Source organism: Archangium sp. (assembly GCF_057119385.1).
Map to the genome: position 1 here is coordinate 1 of NZ_DBNGVP010000127.1, position 23886 is coordinate 23886.

A 23886-nucleotide genomic window follows, 5' to 3' on the forward strand; every position below is an offset into this window, starting at 1 on the left:
CCACGTACGGCGTCAACGTGAACATGGCCGACGCGTGGATCAACGCGGGCTGGAACATCGGCATCTTCTACTGGAACCAGTTCGCGGACGAGCCCGAGGTCAAGAACGCGGAGACGAAGATCTGGACGGGCGCGGGTCCGCAGGGCATGCGCTGGCGCCAGTGTGACGGCACCTACACCACGGTGGGCTCGCCCACGGTGAGCGCCGCCCAGCTGTTCTACAACGCCATCACCGCCAACATGGCCAATTTCAGCGGCCCGCACCTGCGCCTCGCCGGCCACTCGCTGGGCGCGCAGATGGCGCACCGCACCGGCGACATGCTGAGCGACAACGTGGCGGCCGGACGCATCAACGCGCGCCTGCAGCCCACCCGCGTGGCGCTGATGGATCCCTTCTGGTCCAACAATGGCAAGGACTACCTGGGCGGCCGCTGGACGGGAGAGGTGGCGCGCGAGCACATCGGCGACATGATCGCCCGGGGCGTCATCTTCGAGCGCTACAAGTCCTCCAACATCAATGACTTCTTCATCGGGGACTCGAACATCCCGCTGACGGGCATGATTGGCCAGACGGAGCTCATCCCCCAGTGGATTCCCAACACGAACCAGTCGGCGCGCCATGTGGCGGCCCCCAACATGTACTTCCGCTCGTTCGCCTACACCGCGCCGCCCGAGTGCTTTGACCTCTCCACGGGTGGCTACAGCTGCACGGGCACCGCCGCCTCGGCCAAGACGACCGACGTGCGGACGCGGGAGATGATGAACTCCGCCTACACCTGGTACCAGTGGGCCGGCATGAGCACGGAGGTGCCGAGCGACAACATGTTCTGGCGCCAGGCGCGCTGAAGCCGCCCCGGAGACACGCCGTCTCCGGGACGGGGCCGGAGGGGCGCGCGCCCCTCCGGTCCACTCACCCGCAGCGGCCGTCGATCTTCCAGCCCTGGCTGTCCGTGGTGCGCCGGTTGAGCAGCTCCAGCAGCACGTACCAGCGCTCCGAGGTGGCGTGGGTGACCGTCACATCCGGCTCCATCGGCTGCAGCGTCAGGTTGGAGAGCAGGGCGATGGTGGTGTCCACGTAGGACCTGCCGCCATTGACGGTGACGTTCGTGTAGGTGGCGCCGGAGTCGGTGGAGCGGAAGAGCTTGGCGCGCACGGTGCGGTTGTACTGCACGTTGCTGGGTCCGTAGGAGATGCGGACGCCGCCACAGGAGATCTCGAAGAAGTTGAAGAAGCTCGACTTCTGCTGCCAGGAGCTATACGTGAGCGTCCCCGAGCTGATGGGATGGTAATACACCTGGGCCGACACGGTGCGCTCGCCCGGCGTGACGTCCACGGCCGACGTCTCGGGTGCGTCCGCGATGCCGCCCTCCTCCAGCACGGGCTCACCGCCACAGGCGGTGACGAAAGACATCAGCAGGGCGGCGGAAAGCCAGCCCCTCGGCGAAGCGAAGCGCGAACGGGTGTTCATGAGGTGTCCTGAGTGAGGTGTGAGACCTTGCCGGGCAAGGCGCGCCACAGATGCAATTGAATTTCATTATTGTCAAGCATTCCTCGATGCGGGCCGGAAGCGTCACATTCGTGAAAACCAGTCACATCGGGTTGCACGCCGGTGGTACCTCGTTAGGGATTGCGGGCCCATTTTCAGGGCATTTCCTGGAAACAGGTTGAATCACGGCCGCGCCATGAATTGGCGCCCTCACGGGACGCATAGGAGAAACGACGATGAAGACGTTCAGCACACTGGGTTGCACCGCGGCGCTCACCGCCCTGCTGGCGGGCTGCGGCGGCGAGCCCGACGCCGGGCAGGCCCAGGCCGGAGATGCGAATACCGGCACCCTCCACCTGGATCTCCAGGGCAGGTTCGAGGGGGCGCTTGCCCTCGAGCTGAGCGCCTGTGGGGACGCCGAGGGCGCGCAGGAGGTGCGCATCGATTTGACGGGGAAGGACTCCGTGCGGCTTCCCGCGGCGCACTACTGCACGCCGTCCATCATCCGGAAGGATGGGGAGCGCTCCACCTTCTCCAACCAGACGATGACGGTGGTGGCTGGCAAGTCCATCACCCTGCACGTCAATGACGAGTACATCCACGCGGTGAACGACACCGAGGAGGACGTGCCCTCGCCGCTGCTGCAGGGCGTGGTGGGCAGCGACGTGGTGTACGACGGGGGCCGGGCCGCCTGGTACGCGCGCACCTACGTCAACACGCCCTACGGCACCACGGTGGGCACCAACCGCTTCCCCAACTACTCCAGCAGCACCGGCGGCACCGGCGGCGGCAACTGCACCAACTTCATCAGCCAGTCCATGCTGGCCGGCTTCCTGGGCCGCCTCTACGCCCGCAACTCGGACATCGACTTCACCTGGAACAACAAGGCCGCTTTCTGGGATGAGTGGGGCCTCAACCCGGACATGTGGTACTTCAAGTACGACGGCGTGCCCTACGCGGCCCGCACCACGACGTGGGCCGGCGTGACGGATCTCATGACCTACGCGCAGAACGCCATCGCCAGCTCCACCTCGGCGGGCATCGAGTTCACCCGCCTGCCCAATGGCACCCGCGAGTTCACCTGGAGCGACGCCATCGTCAACGAGGTGAACTTCCAGCTGGGAGACCTGGTGGTCGCCAACCTCTACGGCGACGGCTACAACCACTTCATGATGGTGACGCGCATCGACACCGCCGCGCTGGGAGACAACAAGGTGCTGCTGACGTACCAGACGGTCAACACCTTCGAGAAGTCGCTGGAGACGGTGCAGATCGAGTTCAAGGAGGCTGTCCGCTTCCGCGTGTACCGGCCGAACATCTTCAACGTGCCCTGACGCGGGCGTTCCGGCGGGGCGGGTCCGCGGTGCCGGGGCCCGCCCTGTCCGGCGGCGCCACCTTCGAGCACCCGCGGGCGGGCACACTCACGCCCGCGGGAGCGACAGCCGCCTGGACTCAGTGGCAGGTGGCGGTCGGAGAGCCACCGTTCTGGTTCGTCCAGAAGCTCTCGGTGCCGCTGCAGCTGCCGGCGAACGGATCGTCGTACGGGTAGCCGTAGCGCTGCACCTCGAAGTGCAGGTGGTAGCCGGAGGAGTTGCCGGAGCTGCCGGACCTGCCGACGTAGGTGCCGCAGGAGACGGCCTGGTTGAGGGCCACCGCCACGGTGCCGTTCGTCATGTGGGCGTAGACGCTGAACCAGCTGGAGCCGTGGCTGACCTTGACGTAGTTGCCGAAGCCGCCGCCGCAGGTGCTGCCCACGAAGCCCACGGTGGCGCAGCCGTCGTTGCGCGCGGACACCGTGCCGCTGTCACCCGAGTAGATGTTGCTGCCCGCGGAGGCGAGGATGTCCGTGCCGCGGTGGCCGTTGTACGTGTACGTGCCGCAGCGCCAGTCCTTCAGGCCGCCGGCCGAGTCGTTGTCGTAGTAGGCGCTGAAGCCGGGCCAGTAGGTGAGCGGCCAGCGGAAGCGCGCCGAGGTGCCGTGCATGGCGCTGACGCCGTCGCCGCACGCCACCGTCTGCGGCCCCTCGTTGGCATCCGGGGCGAGCCCGGTGGCCGCGGCGGACACCATCAGGCCGAGGCTGCCGCCCGTGGTGGCCAGCTCCCTCACCTGCCCACCCGTGGCGCTGGCCTCGACGAAGGTGACCTGGCCCGCCGCCTGCCGCGCGAACACCACGTCCCCGTCCGCCTCCCACCGGGGCGAGTGGCCCTGGCCGAGGCTGACCACCCGCCGCAGCTCCCGGGCGCCGTCGAGCTCGAGCACCAGCACCTCGCCCTCCGGCGTGTAGTGGGTGCCGTACAGCAGCTTGCCGCCGTCGGCCGACCAGGACACCTCGGTGTTGGACGAGGGGTTGCGCACGAAGGAAGCATCCACCGTGCCGCGGCCGATGTTCGTCACCTGCGCCAGCTTGCCGCCGTCCACGTCCACCCGCCACATCGAGGTCAGCCCGGTGCGCCCGCCCGAGAGGAACAGCAGGCTCTTGCCGTCCGGCGTCCACATCGGCTCGGCATCGTCGTGGCCCTGGGTGAGCGCCTTGTCCTCGCCGCTCCTCAGGTCCAGCACGTGCAGCTCATACGCCCCGGGCATGCTGCCCGGCTCCCAGGAGGCGGGCAGCCGCGCGTAGGCCAGGCGGGTGCCGTCCGGAGAGAGGGCCGGCGAGGTGGCCCGGCCCACCAGCAGCTCGCTCTTGCCGCCCTTGAGGAGGAACACCTCCATGTCCGTGGTGGAGTAGAGGACCGCCTGGTGCTCCGGGCTCCACATGGCCCTCAGCACCTTCTGGCCATCCACCAGCTTCCGCGCGCCGCTCCCATCCGCTCCCACCGACCAGAGGTTGAAGCCCACCAGCTCATCGGTGCCCTCCTTCACCTGCCGCTCGGCCCCGAAGAGCACCCGGTCCCCCGCCACGCCGAAGCTCACCTGGACGTCCAGCTCCAGATCGATGACGGGCGACTTCCCGCCGTCCCTCATCAGGACGATGTTTCCATCCACCACGTAGGGTTGGCCATCGATCGCTCCGCCTCCGCTCTCACCACAGCCGGCGAGCAGCAGGGACGAGGCCAGACACATCGCCAGGGTCTTTCCCAGCGTGAAACGTCCGTTCGACATGGGGGGACTCCTTCCTTCATTGGGGGGGGAACCGCTCTTCTCTTGTTGGGACACCCATGACTTCAGTAGCCGCGTCCCAACAGCAACGGAGTTTCACAATCTTGCGAGAAAACCGCAAGACCCGGACATACGAAATTAAGAGAATTCGATAAAAAATACGGACCATCTGGTTTTCTTTGGGGGGGCGGTCCGCTCTGTCTCGGGCCTGGCGCCGCGCGTGAAGCCTCTCCACCCTGGCATTCCTGGAAATACGCCCAAGATTATCAATCATTGAAAAAACAGCTATTCTGCAATATCTTGCTCACGCTGTTTCCCCCCCGGGAGGTTCGCTTCCCGCACCGCTTCCCGCACCAAGGAATCTCCGATGAAACGACATCTGGTCCGCGCCCCCCTCTTCGCCCTGCTGGGCGGGCTGCTGCTGGCCGCCTGTGGCGGCGCCCCCGAGACCGCGCCGGACGGGCGCGAGGAGCCCCTGGGCACCCAGGAAGCGGCGCTGTGTTCCGGCACGAGCGTCAGCACCCTCAGCCTGCAGGGAATCAGCAACTACGAGGGCGAGATGGCCGGCAGCGGCAACTGGGCGGTCTCCGGCGGCGCCAACGCGGTGCGCCTGGAGTACTACCTGGATGGTGCCCTCTACAGCGGCGAGGAGCGCACCGGCGCTTCCGGCGGCTGGTACTTCAGCCAGTCGGGGGTCTCCTGCGTCCCGCACACCTTCGTGGTGAAGGCCTGGCCGATGGTGATCGACAGCTCCGGCAACCGCACCACCTGCTACGCCAACGTCAGGTCTCTCACCCAGAGCGTCACCTCATATTGCACCACCATCAACGCGGTCTCCGCGGGCGCGTTCCACACGGCGGTCCTGAAGAGTGACGGCACCGTCTGGAGCGTGGGCTACAACTACTCCGGCCAGCTCGGAAACGGGACCAGCACCCACAGCACCACGCCCGTGTCGGCGGGCCTCGGCAACATCCTCTCGCTCGACACGGGCTACCACCACACGGTGGCCTTGAGGAATGACGGCACCGTCTGGGCCTGGGGCGACAACGGCAGCGGCCAGCTCGGGGATGGGACCACCTTCAAACGCACCTCGCCGGTGCAGGTGGGCATCGGCAATGTCGCCCGGATCACCACGGGTGGCTGGCACACGCTGGCGCGCAAACATGACGGCACCGTCTGGGCCTGGGGCAGCAACTACTACGGCGAGCTGGGGGATGGGACGATGACCAGCCGCACCACGCCCGTGCAGGTGCCGGGCCTCACCAACGTCATCGCCCTCGCCGCCGACTACTCCCACAGCGTGGCGCTCAAGGCGGACGGCACCGTCTGGACGTGGGGAGACAACACCAACGGCCAGCTCGGGGATGGGACCACCCTGCGGCGCCTGACGCCGGTGCAGGTACCGGGCCTCAGCGGCGTCGTCGCCGTGGCCGCCGGCCGCCTGCACACGCTGGCGCGCAAGGACGATGGCACCGTCTGGGCCTGGGGAAACAATGGCAGCGGCCAGCTCGGGGATGGGACGACCACCCAGCGCCTGACTCCCGTGAGGGTGCCGGGCCTCAGCAACGTCGGCTACATCTCCGCCAGCTACTACCACTCCGTGGCGCTCAAGAGTGACGGCACCGTCTGGTCCTGGGGCGGCAACTTCCGCGGCCAGCTCGGGGATGGAACCACCCTGGACCGCTCCTCGCCCGTCCAGGCCGTGGGCCTCGGCGGCGTCATCGCCATCGAGGCGGGCTCCTCCTACACGATGGCGCTGAAGCAGGACCGCAGCGTCTGGGGCTGGGGTGACAACGTCTTCGGCCAGCTCGGAGACGGGATGACCACTCAACGCGAGACGCCGGTGCGGGCGGTGAAATTCAGCCCGTGAGCCGTGATTCAAGTTCAAACCTCCAGGAAGGAAGTCACATGAGACGAGGAGCGAAAGCGGTATTTCTGTCGGCGGCGTTGATGGTGCTGGGGGCGGAGCGGGCCCAGGCGCAGACGGCGTACGAGCACTTCGAGAGCCCGCAGGTGCACCCGGCGCGGCTGACGCCGGACGGGACGAAGCTGCTGGTGGCCAACACGGCCGACTCGCGGCTGTCCGTCTTCAACGTGTCCAACCCGCGCTCACCGGCGCTGATGGCGGAAATCCCGGTGGGGCTGGAGCCGGTGTCCGTCAACGCCCGCACCAATGACGAGGTGTGGGTGGTCAACTACGTCTCCGACAGCATCAGCATCGTCTCGCTGTCCCAGGGGCTGGTGGTGGACACCCTGCGGGTGGGGGACGAGCCGGCGGACGTGGTGTTCGCGGGCTCGCCCCAGCGGGCCTTCGTCACGGTGGCCCGGCGCAACGAGGTGAAGGTGTATGATGCGGCGACGCGCGCGCTGGTGGGCACCATCCCCTTGCAGGGCGAGCACCCGCGGGCGCTGGCGGTGAACGCGGCGGGAGACCGGGTGTACGCGGCGTTCGCGCTGTCGGGCAACCGCACCACCATCATCCCCGAGGAGGTGGCTCCGCCGCCTCCCGCGCCCACCAACCCCCTGCTGCCGGCCCCCCCGCAGGTGGGGCTGATCGTGGACGCCACGAATCCCACCTGGAGCACCACCGTCCGCTACACCCTGCCGGACAACGACGTGGTGGAGATCAACGCCAACACGCAGTCGGTGGTGCGCTACGTGCCGCGGGTGGGCACGGTGAACCTGGGGCTGGCGGTGCAGCCGAGCACGGGCAACCTGTACGTGGCCAACACGGATGCGCGCAACCTGGTGCGCTTCGAGCCCAACCTGCGCGACAACTTCGTGTCCAACCGCATCAGCCGCGTGGTGCTGGGCAGCACGCCCACGGTGACGCCGGTGGAGCTCAACCCGAGCCCCTCGCGGAGCACGGCGCTGGCGCAGCCCACGGACCTCGCCTTCGAGAGCTCGGGCTCGCACCTGTGGGTGGCGTCCTTCGGGACGGATCGGGTGGCGCGGGTGGACGCGGGCACGGGTGGGGTGGTGGCGCGGGTGGCCATTGGCCCCAACACCAGCTCACGCACCAAGCGGGGCCCGCGCGGGCTGGCGCTGCATGCCAGCTCCAACACGCTGTATGTGGTCAACCGCATCTCCAACACGCTCTCGGTGGTGGACACGGCCAACGCCGCCGCGGTGGCGGAGCTGAACGTGGGCGGCGTGGATCCCACCCCGGCCGCCATCCGCGTGGGGCGCGGCTTCCTGTATGACGCCATGCTGTCGGGCCGCGGCACCAGCTCGTGTGCCTCGTGCCACGTGGACGCGGAGCTGGATCTGCTGGCGTGGGACCTGGGCAACCCGGGCGGCAGCATGCAGACGGTGCAGAACAGCGGGCAGAACTTCAGCATGCACCCGATGAAGGGCCCCATGACGACGCAGACGCTCAAGGGGCTGCGCAACACCGAGCCGCTGCACTGGCGCGGGGACAAGGCCACCTTCAACGACTTCAACGGCGCCTTCGACTCGCTGCTGGGCGGCGCGGTGCTGCCCGCGGCGGACATGCAGGCCTTCACCGACTTCATCCTCACCGTGCGGATGTCCCCCAACCCCCACCGCAACCTGGATGACACGCTGCCGGCCAGCTTCGCCGGGGCGGATCCGCGCGCGGGCGAGAGCTTCTTCCTCAACACGCCCTTCCGCGGCACCCTCACCTGCAACCAGTGCCACTCCATCACCAACGGGGGCACCAACCAGGTCATCTTCCCGGGCACGGTGCTGGGCACCACGCAGCCCTTCAAGACGGCGCAGCTGCGCAACATGTACCACAAGAACAGCTTCCGCAAGACGGTGGGCGGCCAGAGCGTGGGCGGCTACGGCTTCTCGCACGACGGCGCGGATGCCACCCTCGACGAGTTCCTCTCCCACCCGGTGTTCGGCACGCTCACCACCAACCCCACGGCCCGGGCCAACCTCAACGCCTTCCTGCTCAACTTCCCCACGGGCATGGCCCCGGCGGTGGGCTACTCGCGCACGGTGAGCGCGGCCAACGCCACCAGCGCGGCGGTGACCACGGACGTGGCGCTGCTCGAGTCGCAGGCCCAGGCGGGGAAGATCGATCTGATCGTCAAGGGCAAGCTCAACGGGGTGGCGCGCGGCCTGTTCTACAACAGGCTCAGCCGGGTGTATGAGCAGGACGCGGCGGGCGCGCCCACGCTGAGCTGGACGCAACTGCAGTCCTTGGCGGCCTCGGGCCAATCGCAGTTCACGCTCATGGGCGTGCCGCCGGGTACGGGCAAGCGCATGGGCATCGACCGCGACGCGGACGGGGTGCTGGACGCGGACGAGTAGCGATACGCGGGATGACGTGGCGGACCCAACGGGCCCGGGCCGCCACGTCAGCGCCGCGTCAGTGCCGCGTCAGCGCCGCGTCAGCGCCGCGTCAGACAGTCCGCGGCCGCGCGCGATCGCCCTGGCGGTCCCTTATAGTCCCCGGCCCCATGGCTCTGATCGAACACCTCGCGAGTCACCGCCGGCATCTGCTCGAGCCGCGCTGCCTCGTTGGCCGCTCGCGCACGAGCAGCTTGCGGCTCACCGACAGCCGCGTGTCCGGCGAGCACGCCAGCCTCTACTGGGACGGTGACTCCTGGCTCGTGCGCGACCTGGGCAGCCGCAACGGCACCTTCCTCGAGAACCAGCACCTCCAGCCCGGCCTGCCCCTGCCGCTCAAGCCCGCGGCGCTGTTGGCCTTTGGCAACCAGGAGGACCCCTGGCGCCTGGTGGAGGACACGCCCCCCGTGGCGTCCGCCTCCCAGCCAGACACGAACGTGCGCCAGCTCGCGGAGGACGGCCTGTTGCTCCTGCCCGGCGCGGAGCAGCCCGAGCTGCGCGTGTATGTCGGCGCCGAGCACGGCTGGGTGGCCGAGTCCGCCCGGGGCCTCACCCCCGTGGAGGACGGGCAGCTCGTGGAAGCCGGTGGCCTGCGCTGGCGCCTGCACCTGCCCCTCGTCCTCGAGCGCACCGCGGATCTCCACCCGCCCCCGCTCCTGCTCCGCCACGCCTTCGTCCGCTTCACCGTCAGCCGCGATGAGGAGCACGTGGAGCTCACCCTCTCCTGCAATGGCGCCGACCACTCCCTGTCCGCACGCGCCCACAACTACGCCCTCCTCCTGCTCGCCCGGCTCCGCGTGGACGAGGCCAGCCGCCTGCCCCCGCAGGAGGCCGGGTGGATCTACCCGAGGGCCCTCCAGGCCATGCTCGCCGTGGATCGCCTCCTGCTCAACACCCAGCTGTCCCGCGCCCGCCGGCTCATCGCCTCGCTCGGCTTCCAGGATGCCGCCCGGCTCATCGAGCGCCGCTGCAGCACCGGCCAGCTCCGCTTCGGCCTGCCTCCGGAACGGCTCTCCTTCCGCTCGGCGGGCGGCACCTGACCCCTCCCTCGTCAGGAGAGCTCCATGTCCGGCCCGGATGAAGACAACAGGGAGGAGGAGGGACTCCTGGGGGAGGCGACGGGCGGGCTGGAGACAGGCCCCACGGAGCAGGGAGCCGGTGGAGGGGCCACGGGGCGTGGGGAGCTGGAGCCAAGACACCGGCTGGGGCGCTACGAGCTGCGGGGGCTGGTGGGGGCGGGCGGAATGGGGCTGGTATACGCGGCGTGGGATCCGCACCTGGGACGCAAGGTGGCGCTGAAGGTGCTGCGCCCCGGCCTCGGCGAGCAGCGGCGCCTGCTGCGCGAGGCGCGGGCCCTCGCCCGCCTGTCCCATCCGCGCATCATCACCGTGTACGACGCGGGCGTGGTGGGCGAGGAGTTCTTCATCGCCATGGAGTTGGTGGAGGGGGAGACGCTGGCGGCATGGCTGAAGCGGGGGCGGCGCTCCTGGCACGAGGTGGTGGAGGTGTACGCGCGGGCCGGAGAGGGCCTGGCCGCGGCGCACGCGGTGGGGGTGGTGCACTGCGACTTCAAGCCGGACAACGTGCTGCTCGGCGGGGACGGGCGGGTGCGGGTGCTGGACTTCGGCATCGCCCTGCTGGGGGAGGAGCCGGGGGTGGGCAGCGCGCCCCCGGGCCCGGCTCCGGGCACGTGGGCCTACATGGCGCCCGAGCAGCACGAGCCCGGGCGGGAGGTGGACGCCCGGAGCGATCAGTACAGCTTCTGCGTGGCGCTGTACGAGGGGCTCTACGGCCAGCGCCCCTTCGAGCGCACGGGCGAGGTGGAGCGGCTGGCCATGCTCAAGCGGGCGGAGGCGTGGTTGCCGCCGCCACTGGAGACGGAGGTGCCCGCGCAGGTGCACCGGGTGGTGGTGCGCGGGCTGCGCGCGGCGCCCGGGGAGCGCTGGCCCTCCATGCAGGCCCTGCTGGCCGAGCTGCGGCGGCACACGCGCCGCCCCCGGCGCCGCTGGCTGCTCGCGGGCGCGCTGGTGGCCACGCACCTGGGAGGCTTCGCCGCCGCCTGGAGCCTGCGCGAGCACACCTCCCCGGCCCCCTGCGAGGACGGGGCGCACCGGCTCGCCGGCATCTGGGACGAGCCCTCCAGGGACCGCACCCGCTCGGCCATCCTCACCCACGGCGGCCCCCACGCCCAGGCCACCTGGGCCCGCGTGGAGCAGGTGCTCGAGGGCTATACCACGCGCTGGGTGGCCTCCTACGCGGAGGCCTGCGCCGCCACCCACGTGCGCCAGGTGCAGTCCTCCCGGTTGTTGGATCACCGCATGGCGTGCCTGGAGGGGCGGCTGCGGAGCGTGGCCGCGTTGGTGGAGCTGCTCCAGCAGGGCGACAGGGCCCTGGTGCGCGCGGCCCCCGAGGCCCTGCGGGAGCTGCCGGAGCTGGAGACGTGCGCCGACGTGGAGGCGCTCCTCGACGCGCAGCCGCTGCCGGACGCGCCCGGGCCGCGCCGCCAGGTGAGTGCGCTGCGGCACGAGCTGGCCCGGGCCCAGGTGCTGCTCGACGCCGGGCGCTACGGCCAGGCCCTGCGGCAGGCCAGCGCCCAGGCCGGGCACGTGCTCGCCCTGGGCTACCTGCCCCTGCGGGCCGAGCTCGAGCTGCTGCGCGGCCGGGCCTGCCTCTCGCTGCTGCGGCTCGAGCCGGCCCGCCAGCACCTGGGCCAGGCCGTGTGGGCCGCCGAGGCCAGCCACCATGACGGCGTGGCGGCCTACGCGCTGAGCCTGATGTATCAGGTGGACACCGAGCGCGAGGAGCTGCGCGAGCGCGCGGAGGCGGCCATCCTCCGCTCGGGGCGCGAGGAGCTGCGCGCCCTGCTGGCCACGGCGGAGGGCGGCAGGGCCTTCGACCGCGGTGAGCATGCCCAGGCGCTGACCCACTTCCAGCGGGCGCTCGCGCTGTACGAGCGGCACAGGGGGCGCGAGCGCCTGTCCGGCACCACGCTGCTCAACAACCTGGCCGCCACGCACAAGATGATGGGCCAGTACGCGCTGGCGCGGCAGGTGCTCTCGCGTGCACTGGACCTGGGCGAGCGGCAGCTCGGGGCCGAGCACCCGAAGGTCTTGTTGCTGCGCCTCAACGAGGCCCATGTGCTGGTGGAGCTGGGGCAGTACGCCCGGGCGCTGGCGCAGGCGGAGGCCAGCCTGGTGCCGTTGCGCGCGGAGCTGGGAGCCCGTCACACCCATGTCCGCCTCGGGGAGCTCGTCCGGGCCCACGCGCTGTTCTGGCTCGGACGCCACGAGGAGGCCCAGGCGTCGCTGACGGAGCTGCTGGCCCTGGAGGAGGGGCCGCGCGAGCGCGCCGCTCCGCCCTACCTGGAGGGGGTGAACCTGCTGGGCAGGCTGCGGGTGGCCCAGGGCCAGCCCCGGCGCGCGCGCGAGCTGCTGCACCAGACGCTCGAGGAGCTGCGCCGCCAGGGGCTCCCACCGGCCGCGCCACTCGAGGCCAACCTCCTCACCACCCAGGGCCTCGCCTGGCTCCACCTGGGCCGCCCCGAGCGCGCGCGGCGTGTGCTCGACCAGGCCCTCCAGCTCCAGCAGCGCGCCCTGCCCGCCTCCCACCCGGACCTGGCCACCACCCTCCACCTCCTGGGCCAGCTCCACGCGCGCCAGGGCCGCTGCGCCGCCGCGCTCCCCGTCTGGGAGCGGGCCCGCCTCATCCGCCACCACGCCCTCGGCCCCCGCCACCCCTTGCTCCTCTCCCTCCTCTCGGACATGGCGCGCTGCGGCGGGCGCTCCCCCTCCGCTCCTCCCTAGCTTCCCGTCCCCCGCTGTCATCGGCTGTCATCGCCGCACTCCGGACTTCTCTGTTAGCCCACCGGAAATCGCGCGAAAGCGTGAGTCCAAGGGAGACGAGAAGACGCATGAAAACGAACTGGAGCAGGTGGTCCGCCATGGCCTCGCTCGCAATGGGCCTGACGCTGTGGGGCTGCGACCCCGCGGACATGGAGCAGGGGGCTGGGGAAGGGGCCGTGGAAGAGGCGGGCGAGGTGGGGCGGGTCCAGGCGGCCCTCACCGCCCAGGAGTTGGATGAGTATGCCCAGCGCGGCCTGGACTTCATCGTGCCAGACACGGTGGCGTGGACGCAGAGCAACGGCTGCGGCGCCTGCCACCGCGTGGGAGCGCCCCTCTATGCCGGCTCGCTGGGTGCCTACACGGGCTACTCGGTGAACACCAGCACGGTCAACGGCACGGGCTACCTGGCCAACTTCCTGGCCAATGAGCAGCTGCCGGCCGGCTACTGGACGCACGGCGCGGGCTCCCACACCTTCATCAAGTCCGCCTACAACGCGTTTGGCCTCGCGGGCTACACGCAGTTCGACAGCACCGTGCACCAGACGAAGGTGGAGAAGGTCATCGACTGGGCCATTGGCGCCACCGCCGGCACCCGGTTCAACAACCCGATGGACGGCAAGCCGCTCCAGGGTGTCAGCAGCGTGTACGTGCCGCAGGATCACGGCTCGGACCCCGTCACCTATGGCTGGCAGATGCCCACCGCCTACTTCGCGCTGGCGACCCGGGCGCTGCTGGACTCGGCCCCCGGCCTGCCCCCGCTGCAGCGGGACAACTACAAGACCTTCCTGCGCGGCCTGGCGGACTCGGTGGTGGGCCAGTACGTGCGCTCCAACGGCGGCTGGCGGTCGGCGGAGGTGGCGTTCGCCGCCATTGGCGCCATCCAGGACGGCCGCACCCCCAACACCGACGTCAGCGTGGCCTCCATGCGGGATGACCTGCTCAACCGCTACAGCGGCGGCGGCTGGGGTGACACCACCAACGGCAGCCCCAACATCTACTCCACCGGCGTGGCGCTCTACTCGCTGTGCCTGATGGACGTGCGCTCGGACCAGAACGCCACGGTGTTCAACGCCCTCAACTGGCTGGCCAGCCAGCAGTGCACCAGCGCCAACAACTCCTGTGCCACGGGCAACGCCAGCCTCAACGGGAGCTGGAAGATGACGCGTCCCAACGGCACCACGCTCGGCGGCGACGTGCCCAGCACCTTCGCCACGCTGGCCATGGCCTGCTACGGCTCGCTCAACATGCGGGTGACGTTGGATCCGCCCTCGGTGACGCTGGCCCCGCTGATCTCCTCGCCGCAGACCACCAGCTTCAACGTCACGGTGACGAACACCGGCTACACCCTCAACACCTATACGCTGGTGCCCAGCGGCAGCTGGCCGGGCATGGTCATCAGCCACAACAACCCCTCGCTCACCCTCGCCCCGGGCAGCTCCGCCACGGACGTCGTCACCGTCACCCTGCCCGCCAACCTTCCCGAGAGCCTCATCATCCCCGTGTCCGTCAAGGTGTCCTACCTGACCAAGAGCGGCATGGTGGACAAGGCGGTGACCTTCAACGTCTTCATCCCGCCGCAGCCGGATGCCAATGGGTTGAGCACCACCACCAGCATCCTCTCGCCGGTCAACGGCTCCGTCTTCGCGCCCGGCACCTCCGTCAACCTGGCGGCCAAGGTGAAGCTGGACTCCACGGGCAACTTCCTCAACGTGGGCTCGGTGACCTTCTACTCGGGAGGCGCCGTCATCGCCACGGTGCAGGCGGATGCCAACGGCACGTTCGCCTACAACTGGCCGGTGCCCGCCAGCGCGCCGCTCGGCCCGCAGACCTTCACCGCCACCTACAACGGCTACGCGAAGAAGGATCCCAACACCAACCAGTTCCTCATCAACTACAAGGGCTCCAAGGCGGACGGCACCTTCTCCATCGGCTACTCGCAGGGCGCCTCGTGCTCCACCAGCGCGCAGTGTCTGAGCGGCTTCTGCGTGGACGGGGTGTGCTGCGACAGCGCGTGCGGTGGCGGTGACGCCGCGGACTGCCAGGCCTGCAGCCGGCTCGCGGGCGCGACGGCGGACGGCACCTGCGGCGCCGCAGTGGCCGGCACGGTGTGCCGCAGCGCCAAGGGCGTCTGCGACTTCGAGGAGGTGTGCAACGGCTCCAGCACCACCTGCGGCACGGACGTGGTCCGCCCCTCCGGCACCTCGTGCGGCCTGAACTCCGCGGCCTGCAACACCGTGGGCGATTGCACGGTGCCTCCCAAGGGGCTCAACGGCCGCTACTACAACAACACCACCTTCACCGAGCCCTTCGCGCTCAACCGCATCGATCCCTCCGGCGTCCTCACCACGCCCTTCAGCTTCAACTGGGGCACCGGCTCGCCTGGCGTCTCCGTCAACGCGGACAACTTCTCCGTGCGGTGGACGGGCGACGTCTCCACCCCGAGCGGCATCAACTACACCGGCCGCTACGAGTTCACCCTCGCGAGCGATGACGGGGTGCGCCTGTACGTCAATGGCAAGCGCATCATCGACAACTGGAACGTGCCCGTCAGCATGATTTCCAAGGGCTCCATCTACCTGGAGCAGGGCAAGCGCTACAGCATCATGCTCGAGTACTTCGAGGGGACCGGCAGCGCCCAGGTGCAGCTGCAGTGGACGCGGCCCGACGGGTGGACGGAGACGCTCACCCGCGGAATGCTCACCCCGGCCATCAACAGCCCGGTGGCGGTGCGCATCAAGAGCCCGATGGATCGCACCTCGTACCTGGCCCCCGCCAGCGTCCTGGTGGACGTGGAGGCGCTGGGCCTGTACGCCTCCCTCGACGGCATCCAGCTGTTCCAGGACGGCGTGAGCCTGGGCACCAAGACGGCGCCTCCCTACCGCTGGCCGGTGAGCCTCGCCTCCGCCGGGGTGTACACCTTCAGCGCCCGGACCACGGCCACCGTCACCACCACGGCCGGCACGGTGGCGCTCACGCAGACGTCCAAGCCGGTGGCCGTCCGCGTCCTGCCCTCGCCCGCCGGCACCGGCGTGGGCCAGGGCCTGCTGGCGGACTACTTCAACGGCACCAACTTCAACACCTTCGAGTTCACCCGCTCCGAGTACACGCTCTTCCTGGACGGGGCCATCAACAACCCGCTCCCGCAGGACATCCTCGACCCGAACGCCTTCAGCGTCCGGTGGACGGGCACCGTCATCCCCGCCTACGCGCAGGCCTACACCTTCTCCGTGCAGGCCAACCACCCGGCCCGGGTGTGGGTGAAGAACACGCTCGTCATCGACACCCAGGCCAACCCGGGGCAGACGGCCTCCGCGCCGGTGGGCCTGAGCGCCGGTGAGCGGGTGCCCGTCAAGGTCGAGTACGTGAAGAACTCGAGCACGGCGACGCTGATGAAGCTCTTCTGGGAGAGCCAGAGCGAGCCCAAGAGCCTGGTCCCCGGCACGCGCGCCTACCCGGCCACCGTGTCCTCCCAGTAGCACCCCCCCTCTCTCCGGGGCGGAGGCCCGCAGTGCTCCGCCCCGGAGTTTCCTTCTCCCCCCTTCTGGCAACCTCGAGCAGACAGGAAGACATCCATGCACAAGAGCCTCAAGAACCGTCTCATGGCAGGCACGCTGGCGGTGGCCGGCCTCCAGGGCCTGGGTTGTGGCGGCGCCCTGGGCGACCCCCCCCGCACCTCCCCGGAGCTCAGCCAGGTGCAGCAGGCCCTGGCTCCCACCGGCGTGACCGCCGCCCCCAATGACACCTACAGCCAGCAGCTCAAGGACGACATCGCCGCCGCGCTCAAGGAGAGTCAGTCCGTGCCGCTGAAGCACCCCGAGCTGCTGCCTCCCAACCTGGTGCCGGATCTCCAGGTGGCCCAGGATTTGTGCAAGGTGTGGGTGTCCTTCTACTCCGAGGGCGCCGGCTACAAGAACACCCTGGGCTACTTCACCTACCCGAACGGGCAGCCTCCCCTCAGCGTCCCGCTGAGCACCCGCCAGTCCAACGTCATCTTCGCGAACGCCTCGGCCCAGGGCAGCGGCGGCACGCTCGTGCAGGGCAACCGCTACCTGCTCGGCTCCGGCACCAACACCACCTTCTCCGCGGGCAGCCGCATCGGCTTCTACCTGGTGGCCGATGGCTGGAATGGCACCGCCGTGGACTTCTCCAGGCCCACCTACTACACGGTGGATGCGCTCAACCCCGAGTCCACCGCGGCCAAGCGGCGCCACGCCCTCATCGTCCGCCACGCGGACTCCCAGCGTCTCGTCATGGGCTACGAGGACCTCAACCGCGGCGGCAGCTCGGATGACGACTTCAACGACGTGGTCTTCGTCATCAACTGGGAGCCCGCGGGCTGTCTCATCATCCAGAACCCGGACATCGACCCGGATGCGAGCTGCCAGGCGGTGAAGACGCGCAACCCCGCGGCCAGCAGCGGCTACTACTTCCTGGACCCGTGCGGCACCCAGGGCGCGCAGAAGAACACCTTCTACTGCGACATGGACAAGACGGGCGCCAACGGCATCAAGGGCGGCTGGACGGTGCCGGGCTGGCAGCACGCCTCGGCCACCACCAACCTGGGCGTGAGCAACTGGGGCACCCCCTCGGACACCGGGAGCTGGTCGCGCAGACTCCAGTGCCTGCCCTTCAACGAGACCATGGTCTTCAACAAGACCTCGGGGGAGTACTTCACCGAGACGCTGAATGGCTCGCAGTTCCAGGTGACGAGCACCCCCTACGCGCTGGGCGAGCCGGGCCGCTCCTTCAACCAGGGCTCCTACGGCCCCTCGAACTCCAACATCACCCAGGCCTGCGTGGGCTACAACTATGACGGCTCCCTGTTCGCCGAGTGGGCCTGTGTGACGGATTGGACCGTGGGCGGCACCGCCCGCGGCCACATCGCCGACTACGCCATTGAATACAACTGCAATCCCTCTCCGGCGTACGAGGACCCCAACTACGACTGGAACCGCCCCTGGGCCTGGGCCAACAACACCACCTGCACGCACGTGGGTGAGGACTACCTGTGGGGCATCGGCGTGCGCTGAGCCGCGCACCGCCCGAGCGTCTCCAGCGCCCGGTGAGCCCCGCGCTCGCCGGGCGCTCGTTTCTTCAGCGTGCTCACGCCGGGCGGGGGCCGCGAGGCCCTGCCCCGCGCCCCCCCTGGAAGCCCTGGCCGGACGCGGCGGCTCTCAGTTCTTGACGAACCGCACCGCGTCGAAGCCGATCATCCGGTAGGAGCTGGCCGCCTCCCCCGTGTTGTCTCCCAGCTCCACGTACTCCGTGCCGTTGGCCGCGAAGGTATAGGTCCCCAGGGTCACCCACTGGTCGTAATAGTTGTTCTGGTTGACCGTGGCGTAGTCGTTGATGCCGTTGTGGTAGATGCGGTACCTGGCCTGCTGCGTCGTCCCGTAGTTGCTGGGGATGTACACGGACACCGTGTAGCTGCCCGAGCCGCTCAGCGCCGGCGTCCAGCGCGCGGAGTTGCTCAGCGTCGTCCCATTCACATACGTCCACCACATGTGGCCGTTGTAGCCGATGGCCGCCTCCTTCCAGTAGGACGACGGGCCCTGCAGGGTGAAGCCGCTGCTCCTGTCATCGACGATGACGGTGGTGGGGGTGGTGCCGCCGTACCAGTAGCTCGACCCGAAGGTGTTCAACAGGTAGCTGGTGGAGTCCTTGTACTTCTGCTTGATCGTCTCATGGCTGCAGGAGGTCGAGCCCGGGGCGCAGCCGTTGTAGCACCACGCCATCGCCGCCATGAACGTCTCGTAGTTGGCCGTGCCGGGGGTCGCCGAGTTGATCCACGCGATGACCTCGGCGTCGCTGTTGAAGTTGGGCGTGTTGGGGCAGTAGCGGACCTTGTAGATGATGAAGTTGCTGCCCTTGTCGATGTTGCCGGCGACATTGAGGATGCCGTTGCCGTGCTGGGCCAGCGTCTGGGAGTAGGTGCCGGAGTCGAGCTGATACATGCCCAGGCCGCCCTGCTGCAGGGAGCACGCCCCGTCGCCCGAGCCCGCGATGACCGGCCCCCCACAGTCGGACGAGTACGGGCCCTGACAGGCCCACGTCGCCTCGGACCAGCAATGCGCCAGCCCCGTCTCCTGGTACGACACCCCCGCGTACACGAGCGGGTTGGTGATGCCCTTGGGCGCCGTGTTCGCCTTGATGGCGTCAGCGCGGGCGCGCTGCTGCGTCACCGTCAGCTCGGCCTCAACCTGCCCCAGCTCCCTCGGGCCGTCCTTCAGGCCGAAGTCCTTCTCCTCCTCGAGGGGGCCGCAGGCCGCCAGCGCCATGGCCGACAACAGCGTCATGAGGTGTTTGTGTTTCGTTTGCATGCACGTGGCTCCTGGAATTGCACGGCGGCGATCATCGCCGGAGGGCAGGAGCCATCATACCTCGAATTCTCGATTTACGAGATAAGAAGACTAAGGCGCCACCAGGGCTACCAGCCGAAGCCGGGGTCGTAATAGAAATACGTACCGGCCTGGCAGGTGAAGCCGTAGCTGCCGACGGAGTAGGACTCCGCTCCGGCGCTGTCGCGCACCTTGAAGGAGATGTTCAGCGTCTCGGAGGGAATATAGACGTAGGTGGGAGGGCAGTAATACGAGCGGCTCCAATCCCCGCTGCTCCAGGTGCTCAGGTAGTAATCGCTCTGGGTGGACGAGGCCTCGAGCTGCCAGAACGGGGTGTAGGGGCTGCCGGTGCCCCCACTGCCGCTCCCCTCGCAGACGACGTAGTCACCCGAGCGCGAGCAGGAGAGCGAGGCGCCGGGGCAGGACTGGGTGAAGCTCCTGGAGGCCGACCTGGGGCCGGACGTCTGGCATTGGATGCGGTTGCCGGCGCTGTCGATCACCATGGGATAGGCCCTCACCTCGAAGGTGTGCGAGCCACAGCTCAACGCGGTGTGGTCGTAGCTGAAGTTCCAATCCCCCGAGCCGGTGCAGGAGCTCAGGCCTCCCGAGGCGTTGCAGCGCTCTTCCGAGCTCATCTTCACGCCGTCGATGTAGTAGTCCAGATGGATGGCGTTGGCGGGGTAGGACACCGCCCAGCTTCCACTGCCGGCCACCTCGTTGCCGTAGGAGCTGACGCCCAGGATGGTGAGGGTGGACACGCTCGTGCCGGCGCACTGCGCCAACTCCCGGGTGCCCACGGGCTCCTCGGAGGCCACCTGCTCGCTCCCGGGAGCGCCGCCACAGGCGGCCAGCATCACTCCAGACAGCAGGGCACGAAGGGGAGAACGAATCAGCGCAGGTCTCATGGTTGTATTCCTCGGGTATGGGATGTGGGCCCGCGGCAGATGATACAAAATCGAGCCATGGCCGCGAAGGTGGCAATACCGAATTCTCAAGGAATACCAGCTTTCATCCGTTCCCGCGGCCCCTCGCTCGTGGGGAAACCCCGCTTCACAGGAGTTCCCCCCATGAAGATCCGCCACCTGCGCAATGCCACCACCCTGCTGACACTGGGAGAGCACCGTTGCCACCCGGCACGCACTCGTGGCTGGAGGAGGTGACGGGCGTGCTCGTCACCCACGAGCACCCGGATCACCTGGACACGGCGGGCATCCGGTGGATTCAGGAGCGCGGGCTGCCCGTGTGGGCGAGCCGCGTGGACGCGCCGAACCTCAGGAGGAAGGGACTCACCGTGCACGAGCTCGACGACGGCGCGCTGGGGATGGCGGTGGAGCGCATCCCAGCCCGGCACGGCCGCGGGTTGCTCTCCTGGCTGATGGGGCCCGTCTCGGGCTACGACCTGGCGCACCCGGACGAGCCGAGCGTGTACCTCACCTCGGACGCGGTGCTCACGGAGGAGCGCCTGGAGGCCGTGGAGCGCCTGCGGCCCGACGTCATCATCGCCCCGGCGGGCGCGGCGAACATGGGGCTGGGCGGCGACATCCTCTTCTCCGTCGACGAGCTCGTGACGCTCGTCAGGCGGGCGCCCGGTGAGGGGCCGGCCGGGGAGGCGGTGAGGATTGCCAGGACGGAGTGCTTGCTGTGAAGCTGACACGCATGGACGAGCCACGCACGCCCCCCGGCAATGGCCAGGCCACGCAAGAGGAGTCCACCCGGACCGACGTCCGGCCGCGGCGGGTGGGCTCCCCCCCGGAGGCCCCGACACAACCCCTGCCGGGCCCCTCCCCGGCGCGGGGCGGCGCGGTGCTGGCGCCCGGGCAGGTGGTGGCGGAGCGGTACACGGTGCTGGCGCTGCTGGGACAGGGGGGAATGGGCGTCGTGCTGTCCGCCTATGACGCGCGGCTGGACCGGCGCGTCGCCCTCAAGGTGAGGCACCAGGACCCGAGCGGCTCCGGCGGCGGCCACGCGCACAGGACGCGCATGCTGAGGGAGGCGCAGGCCATGGCGCGCCTCGCGCATCCCAACGTGGTGGCCGTGTACGACGCGGGCACGCTGGAGGACGGCAGTCTCTACATCGCCATGGAGCAGGTGGAGGGCCAGACGCTGCGGGCGTGGTGCAAGCAGCAGCCGCGCTCCTGGCGCGAGGTGGTGGCGATGTACGTGGCCGCGGGCCGGGGCCTGGTGGCGGCGCACGAGGCGGGGCTGGTGCACCGGGACTTCAAGCCGGACAACGTGCTGGTGGGCAGCGATGGGCGGGCGCGGGTGACGGACTTCGGGGTGGCCCGGGTGGACGGCCCGCACGCCCCGCCGCCCGCGGAGGCGCACGAGACGGACGAGACGCCCTCCCCGGGGGTGTGGGAGACGCCCCTGACGCTGCCGGGCAGGATGGTGGGGACGCCCAAGTACCTGGCCCCGGAAATCCTCGACGGGCAGGCCGCCGATGCGCGCAGCGACATGTTCGCCTTCTGCGTGGCGCTCCACGAGGCGCTCCATGGCCAGCCCGCCTTCGCGGGGAAGACCCCGGCCGAGCGCATGCGGGCGCAGCGCGAGGGGAGGCTCAACCCGCTGCCCGCGCAGACGCAGGTGCCGGCCTGGGTGGGGCGGGTGGTGCGGCAGGGGCTGGAGGCGCAGCCGCGGCGGCGCCCGGACTCCATGCGGGCGCTGCTGCGGGCGCTGGAGGATGACCCGGAGCAGCGCAGCCGGGCCCGGCTGCGGGCCGCCGGGGTGGGGGCGCTGGTGCTGGCCCTGAGCGGACTGGCCGCGGTGGGCTGGTTGAGACAGCGGGAGCAGGGGCCCCGGTGCGAGCAGATGCCGCGGCGGCTGGCGGGAGTCTGGGACGAGACGGTGGAGGCCCGGGTGCGGCGGGCCTTCCTGGGGACGGGGCTGGCCTACGCGGAGGACACCTTCCAGCGCACCGCCGCCGCCCTGGATGCCTATGCCTCCGAGTGGGGGCGGCGCGGGCAGGCGGTGTGCGAGGCGCTGCGGGGGGGCAACGCCTCCAGCCTGCGGCTGCAGGAGGAGGCCTGCCTGGAGCGGCGGCGCGGCCGCCTCGAGGCCCTCACGGCGCTCTTCGCGCGAGGTCCGGACCCGGAGCTGCTGCCCAGGGCGGTGCAGGCGGTGCAGGCGCTGGAGTCGCTGGAGTCCTGCGCGGACGCGGAGGCGCAGGGGGCGGCGCCCCCGCAGGACGCGGCGCTGCGGGCCCGGGTGGCGGCCCTGCGGATGGAGCTGGAGGCGCTGGCGGCGCTGTACGCGGCGGGCCGCTACCGCGAGGGCGTGCGCCAGGGCGAGGCGCTGCTCGCGTCGCTGGAGGCGGTGCCCTGGCCTCCACTGAAGGCGGAGGCCCTCTACCACCTGGCGCGGTTGCAGGAGGCGGCCGGGGACTACGCCGGGGCCGAGGCGCGGGTGCGTGAGGCGCTGCCGCTGCTGGCCGGGGCGCGCGACGAGCGGATGGTGCTGCGGGCGTGGACGCTGCTGTGCTCGCTGGTGGGGGAGCGGCAGGCGCGCTACGAGGAGGCGCTGCAGCTGGAGCTGACGCTGCTCGTCTCCGCCCGGCGCGCCGCCGACGAGGCCACCCTGGCCTCCGCCCTCGGCAGCGTGGGGCTCACCCTCTACCGCATGGGCCGCTACGAGCAGGCCCGGGAGCGCCTCGAGCGCGCCCTGGCGCTGCGGCAGAAGGCGCTGGGGCCCGAGCACCCGGACGTGGCCGCCTCGCTCGGCAACCTGGGCGGCCTCTTCTACGACATGGGCCGCTACGAGGAGTCCAAGGCCTGGAACGAGCGCGCCCTGGCGCTGCGGCAGAAGGTGCTCGGCCCCGAGCACCCGGACGTGGCCACCACCTTCAGCAACCTGGGCAACGTCGCCCTGAAGATGGACCACCCGGAGGAGGCCAGGGCCTGGCACGAGCGTGCCCTGGTGCTGCGGCAGAAGGTGCTCGGCCCCGAGCACCCGGAGGTGGCCTCCTCGCTCAACAACCTGGCCAGCCTCTTCTACGAGACGGGCCGCTACGCGGAGTCGGTGGGCCCGTACGAGCGCGCCCTGTCCATCTGGGAGAAGGTGCTGGGCCCCGAGCACCCGGACGTGGCCCTGGCCCTGGGCAACCTGGCGCTGGCGCTCGACGAGGTGGGCCGCAAGCAGGAGGCCGTGGCCCTGCTGCGGCGCGCCCTGGCGGTGAAGCAGAAGGCGCTGGGGCCCGAGCACCCCTCCACGGCCCGGACCCTCGGCAACCTGGGCAACGTGCTGCACCTGATGGGGCGCGCCGGGGAGGCGGTGGAACTGCTGCGGCGCGCCCTGGCGGTGAAGCAGAAGGCGCTGGGGCCCGAGCACCCCTCCACGGCCCTCTCGATGTGTGCGCTGGGGGACGCGCTGAGGGAGCTGGGCCGCCACGACGAGGCCCGCGCCCACTACCAGCGCGCCCTGGATGTGTACGAGAAGCAGCTGGGCCCCCAGCACTCACAGCTCGCCCTGCCCTTGCTGGGGCTGGGGGAGCTCGCCCGGTCGAGCGGGCGGCTCGCGCAGGCCCTGCCGTTGCTGGAGCGTGCCCTGGCGCTGGGCCAGGACGACGACAAGGCCGAGGCCAGCCAGGCCCTGGCGCGTGCGCTGTGGGCGGTGGGCCGGGAGCGCGCACGCGCGGTGGAGCTGGCCACCCAGGCCCTGCGCTACTACCAGCAGGTGCAGCAGACGCACGAAGTGGCCGAGCTCTCACGTTGGCTGGCGCAGCACCCCCCGCCCCGAGCCTCGTCCCACCAGAAGTGACCGCGTCATCCACCCCGCGGACCGTGCGCAGGGAGTGCGCGTCCGCCCGC

At 70.1% G+C, this 23886-nt stretch carries 14 protein-coding genes; 10 read left to right on the top strand and 4 right to left on the bottom strand.

Features of this window, described 5'->3' with window-relative positions; all coding sequences use genetic code 11:
- A partial coding sequence (locus AC16DP_RS31150) for a hypothetical protein (RefSeq protein WP_483956909.1) occupies positions 1-845 on the top strand: 845 nt, incomplete at its 5' end.
- Positions 846-909: 64 nt separating this feature from the next.
- Here the strand turns inward: AC16DP_RS31150 and AC16DP_RS31155 are convergent.
- A complete protein-coding gene (locus AC16DP_RS31155; RefSeq protein WP_329733547.1) occupies positions 910-1467 on the bottom strand; it encodes a hypothetical protein in 558 nt (185 codons plus the stop codon).
- 254 nt (positions 1468-1721) lie between these two features.
- Between AC16DP_RS31155 and AC16DP_RS31160 the strand changes: the two genes are divergently transcribed.
- A complete protein-coding gene (locus AC16DP_RS31160) occupies positions 1722-2819 on the top strand; it encodes an amidase domain-containing protein (RefSeq protein ID WP_329733548.1) in 1098 nt (365 codons plus the stop codon).
- A gap of 118 nt (positions 2820-2937) precedes the next feature.
- On the opposite strand, the gene AC16DP_RS31165 is transcribed toward AC16DP_RS31160, so the two are convergent.
- The gene (locus AC16DP_RS31165; protein WP_329733549.1) at positions 2938-4587 is read right to left on the bottom strand and encodes a peptidoglycan DD-metalloendopeptidase family protein; all 1650 of its coding nucleotides are present in this window, start codon (positions 4585-4587) and stop codon (positions 2938-2940) included.
- A 364-nt stretch (positions 4588-4951) separates the two neighbouring features.
- Between AC16DP_RS31165 and AC16DP_RS31170 the strand changes: the two genes are divergently transcribed.
- The 6 genes from AC16DP_RS31170 (at position 4952) to AC16DP_RS31195 (ending at position 17776) form a co-directional block, all read left to right on the top strand.
- The gene (locus AC16DP_RS31170; RefSeq protein WP_329733550.1) at positions 4952-6454 is read left to right on the top strand and encodes an RCC1 domain-containing protein; all 1503 of its coding nucleotides are present in this window, start codon (positions 4952-4954) and stop codon (positions 6452-6454) included.
- A gap of 38 nt (positions 6455-6492) precedes the next feature.
- A complete protein-coding gene (locus tag AC16DP_RS31175) occupies positions 6493-8865 on the top strand; it encodes a YncE family protein (protein WP_329733551.1) in 2373 nt (790 codons plus the stop codon).
- A 149-nt stretch (positions 8866-9014) separates the two neighbouring features.
- Positions 9015-9944 (top strand): FHA domain-containing protein, encoded by a 930-nt coding sequence (locus AC16DP_RS31180; RefSeq protein ID WP_329733552.1) that lies wholly within the window; start codon positions 9015-9017, stop codon positions 9942-9944.
- 24 nt (positions 9945-9968) lie between these two features.
- Positions 9969-12707, top strand: a complete 2739-nt coding sequence (locus AC16DP_RS31185; RefSeq protein ID WP_329733553.1) for a protein kinase domain-containing protein — start codon at positions 9969-9971, stop codon at positions 12705-12707.
- Positions 12708-12844: 137 nt separating this feature from the next.
- Positions 12845-16222: a PA14 domain-containing protein gene (locus AC16DP_RS31190; protein WP_329733554.1), complete on the top strand. Its 3378-nt coding sequence runs from the start codon at positions 12845-12847 to the stop codon at positions 16220-16222.
- Positions 16223-16318: 96 nt separating this feature from the next.
- Complete coding sequence (locus AC16DP_RS31195; protein WP_329733555.1) at positions 16319-17776, top strand: DUF4114 domain-containing protein; 1458 nt, start codon at positions 16319-16321, stop codon at positions 17774-17776.
- A 144-nt stretch (positions 17777-17920) separates the two neighbouring features.
- Here AC16DP_RS31195 and AC16DP_RS31200 read toward each other — a convergent pair whose 3' ends face one another.
- Together AC16DP_RS31200 and AC16DP_RS31205 are read right to left on the bottom strand one after the other, a co-directional pair.
- A complete protein-coding gene (locus AC16DP_RS31200) occupies positions 17921-19066 on the bottom strand; it encodes a golvesin C-terminal-like domain-containing protein (RefSeq protein WP_329733556.1) in 1146 nt (381 codons plus the stop codon).
- Between the two features lie 107 nt (positions 19067-19173).
- A complete protein-coding gene (locus AC16DP_RS31205; RefSeq protein WP_329733557.1) occupies positions 19174-19989 on the bottom strand; it encodes a hypothetical protein in 816 nt (271 codons plus the stop codon).
- Positions 19990-20207: 218 nt separating this feature from the next.
- On the opposite strand from AC16DP_RS31205, the gene AC16DP_RS31210 reads away from it, so the two are divergent.
- Complete coding sequence (locus AC16DP_RS31210) at positions 20208-20729, top strand: MBL fold metallo-hydrolase (protein ID WP_329733558.1); 522 nt, start codon at positions 20208-20210, stop codon at positions 20727-20729.
- Between the two features lie 11 nt (positions 20730-20740).
- Positions 20741-23836, top strand: coding sequence for a serine/threonine-protein kinase (locus AC16DP_RS31215; RefSeq protein WP_329733559.1), 3096 nt, complete (start codon positions 20741-20743; stop codon positions 23834-23836).
- Positions 23837-23886 lie beyond the last annotated feature (50 nt).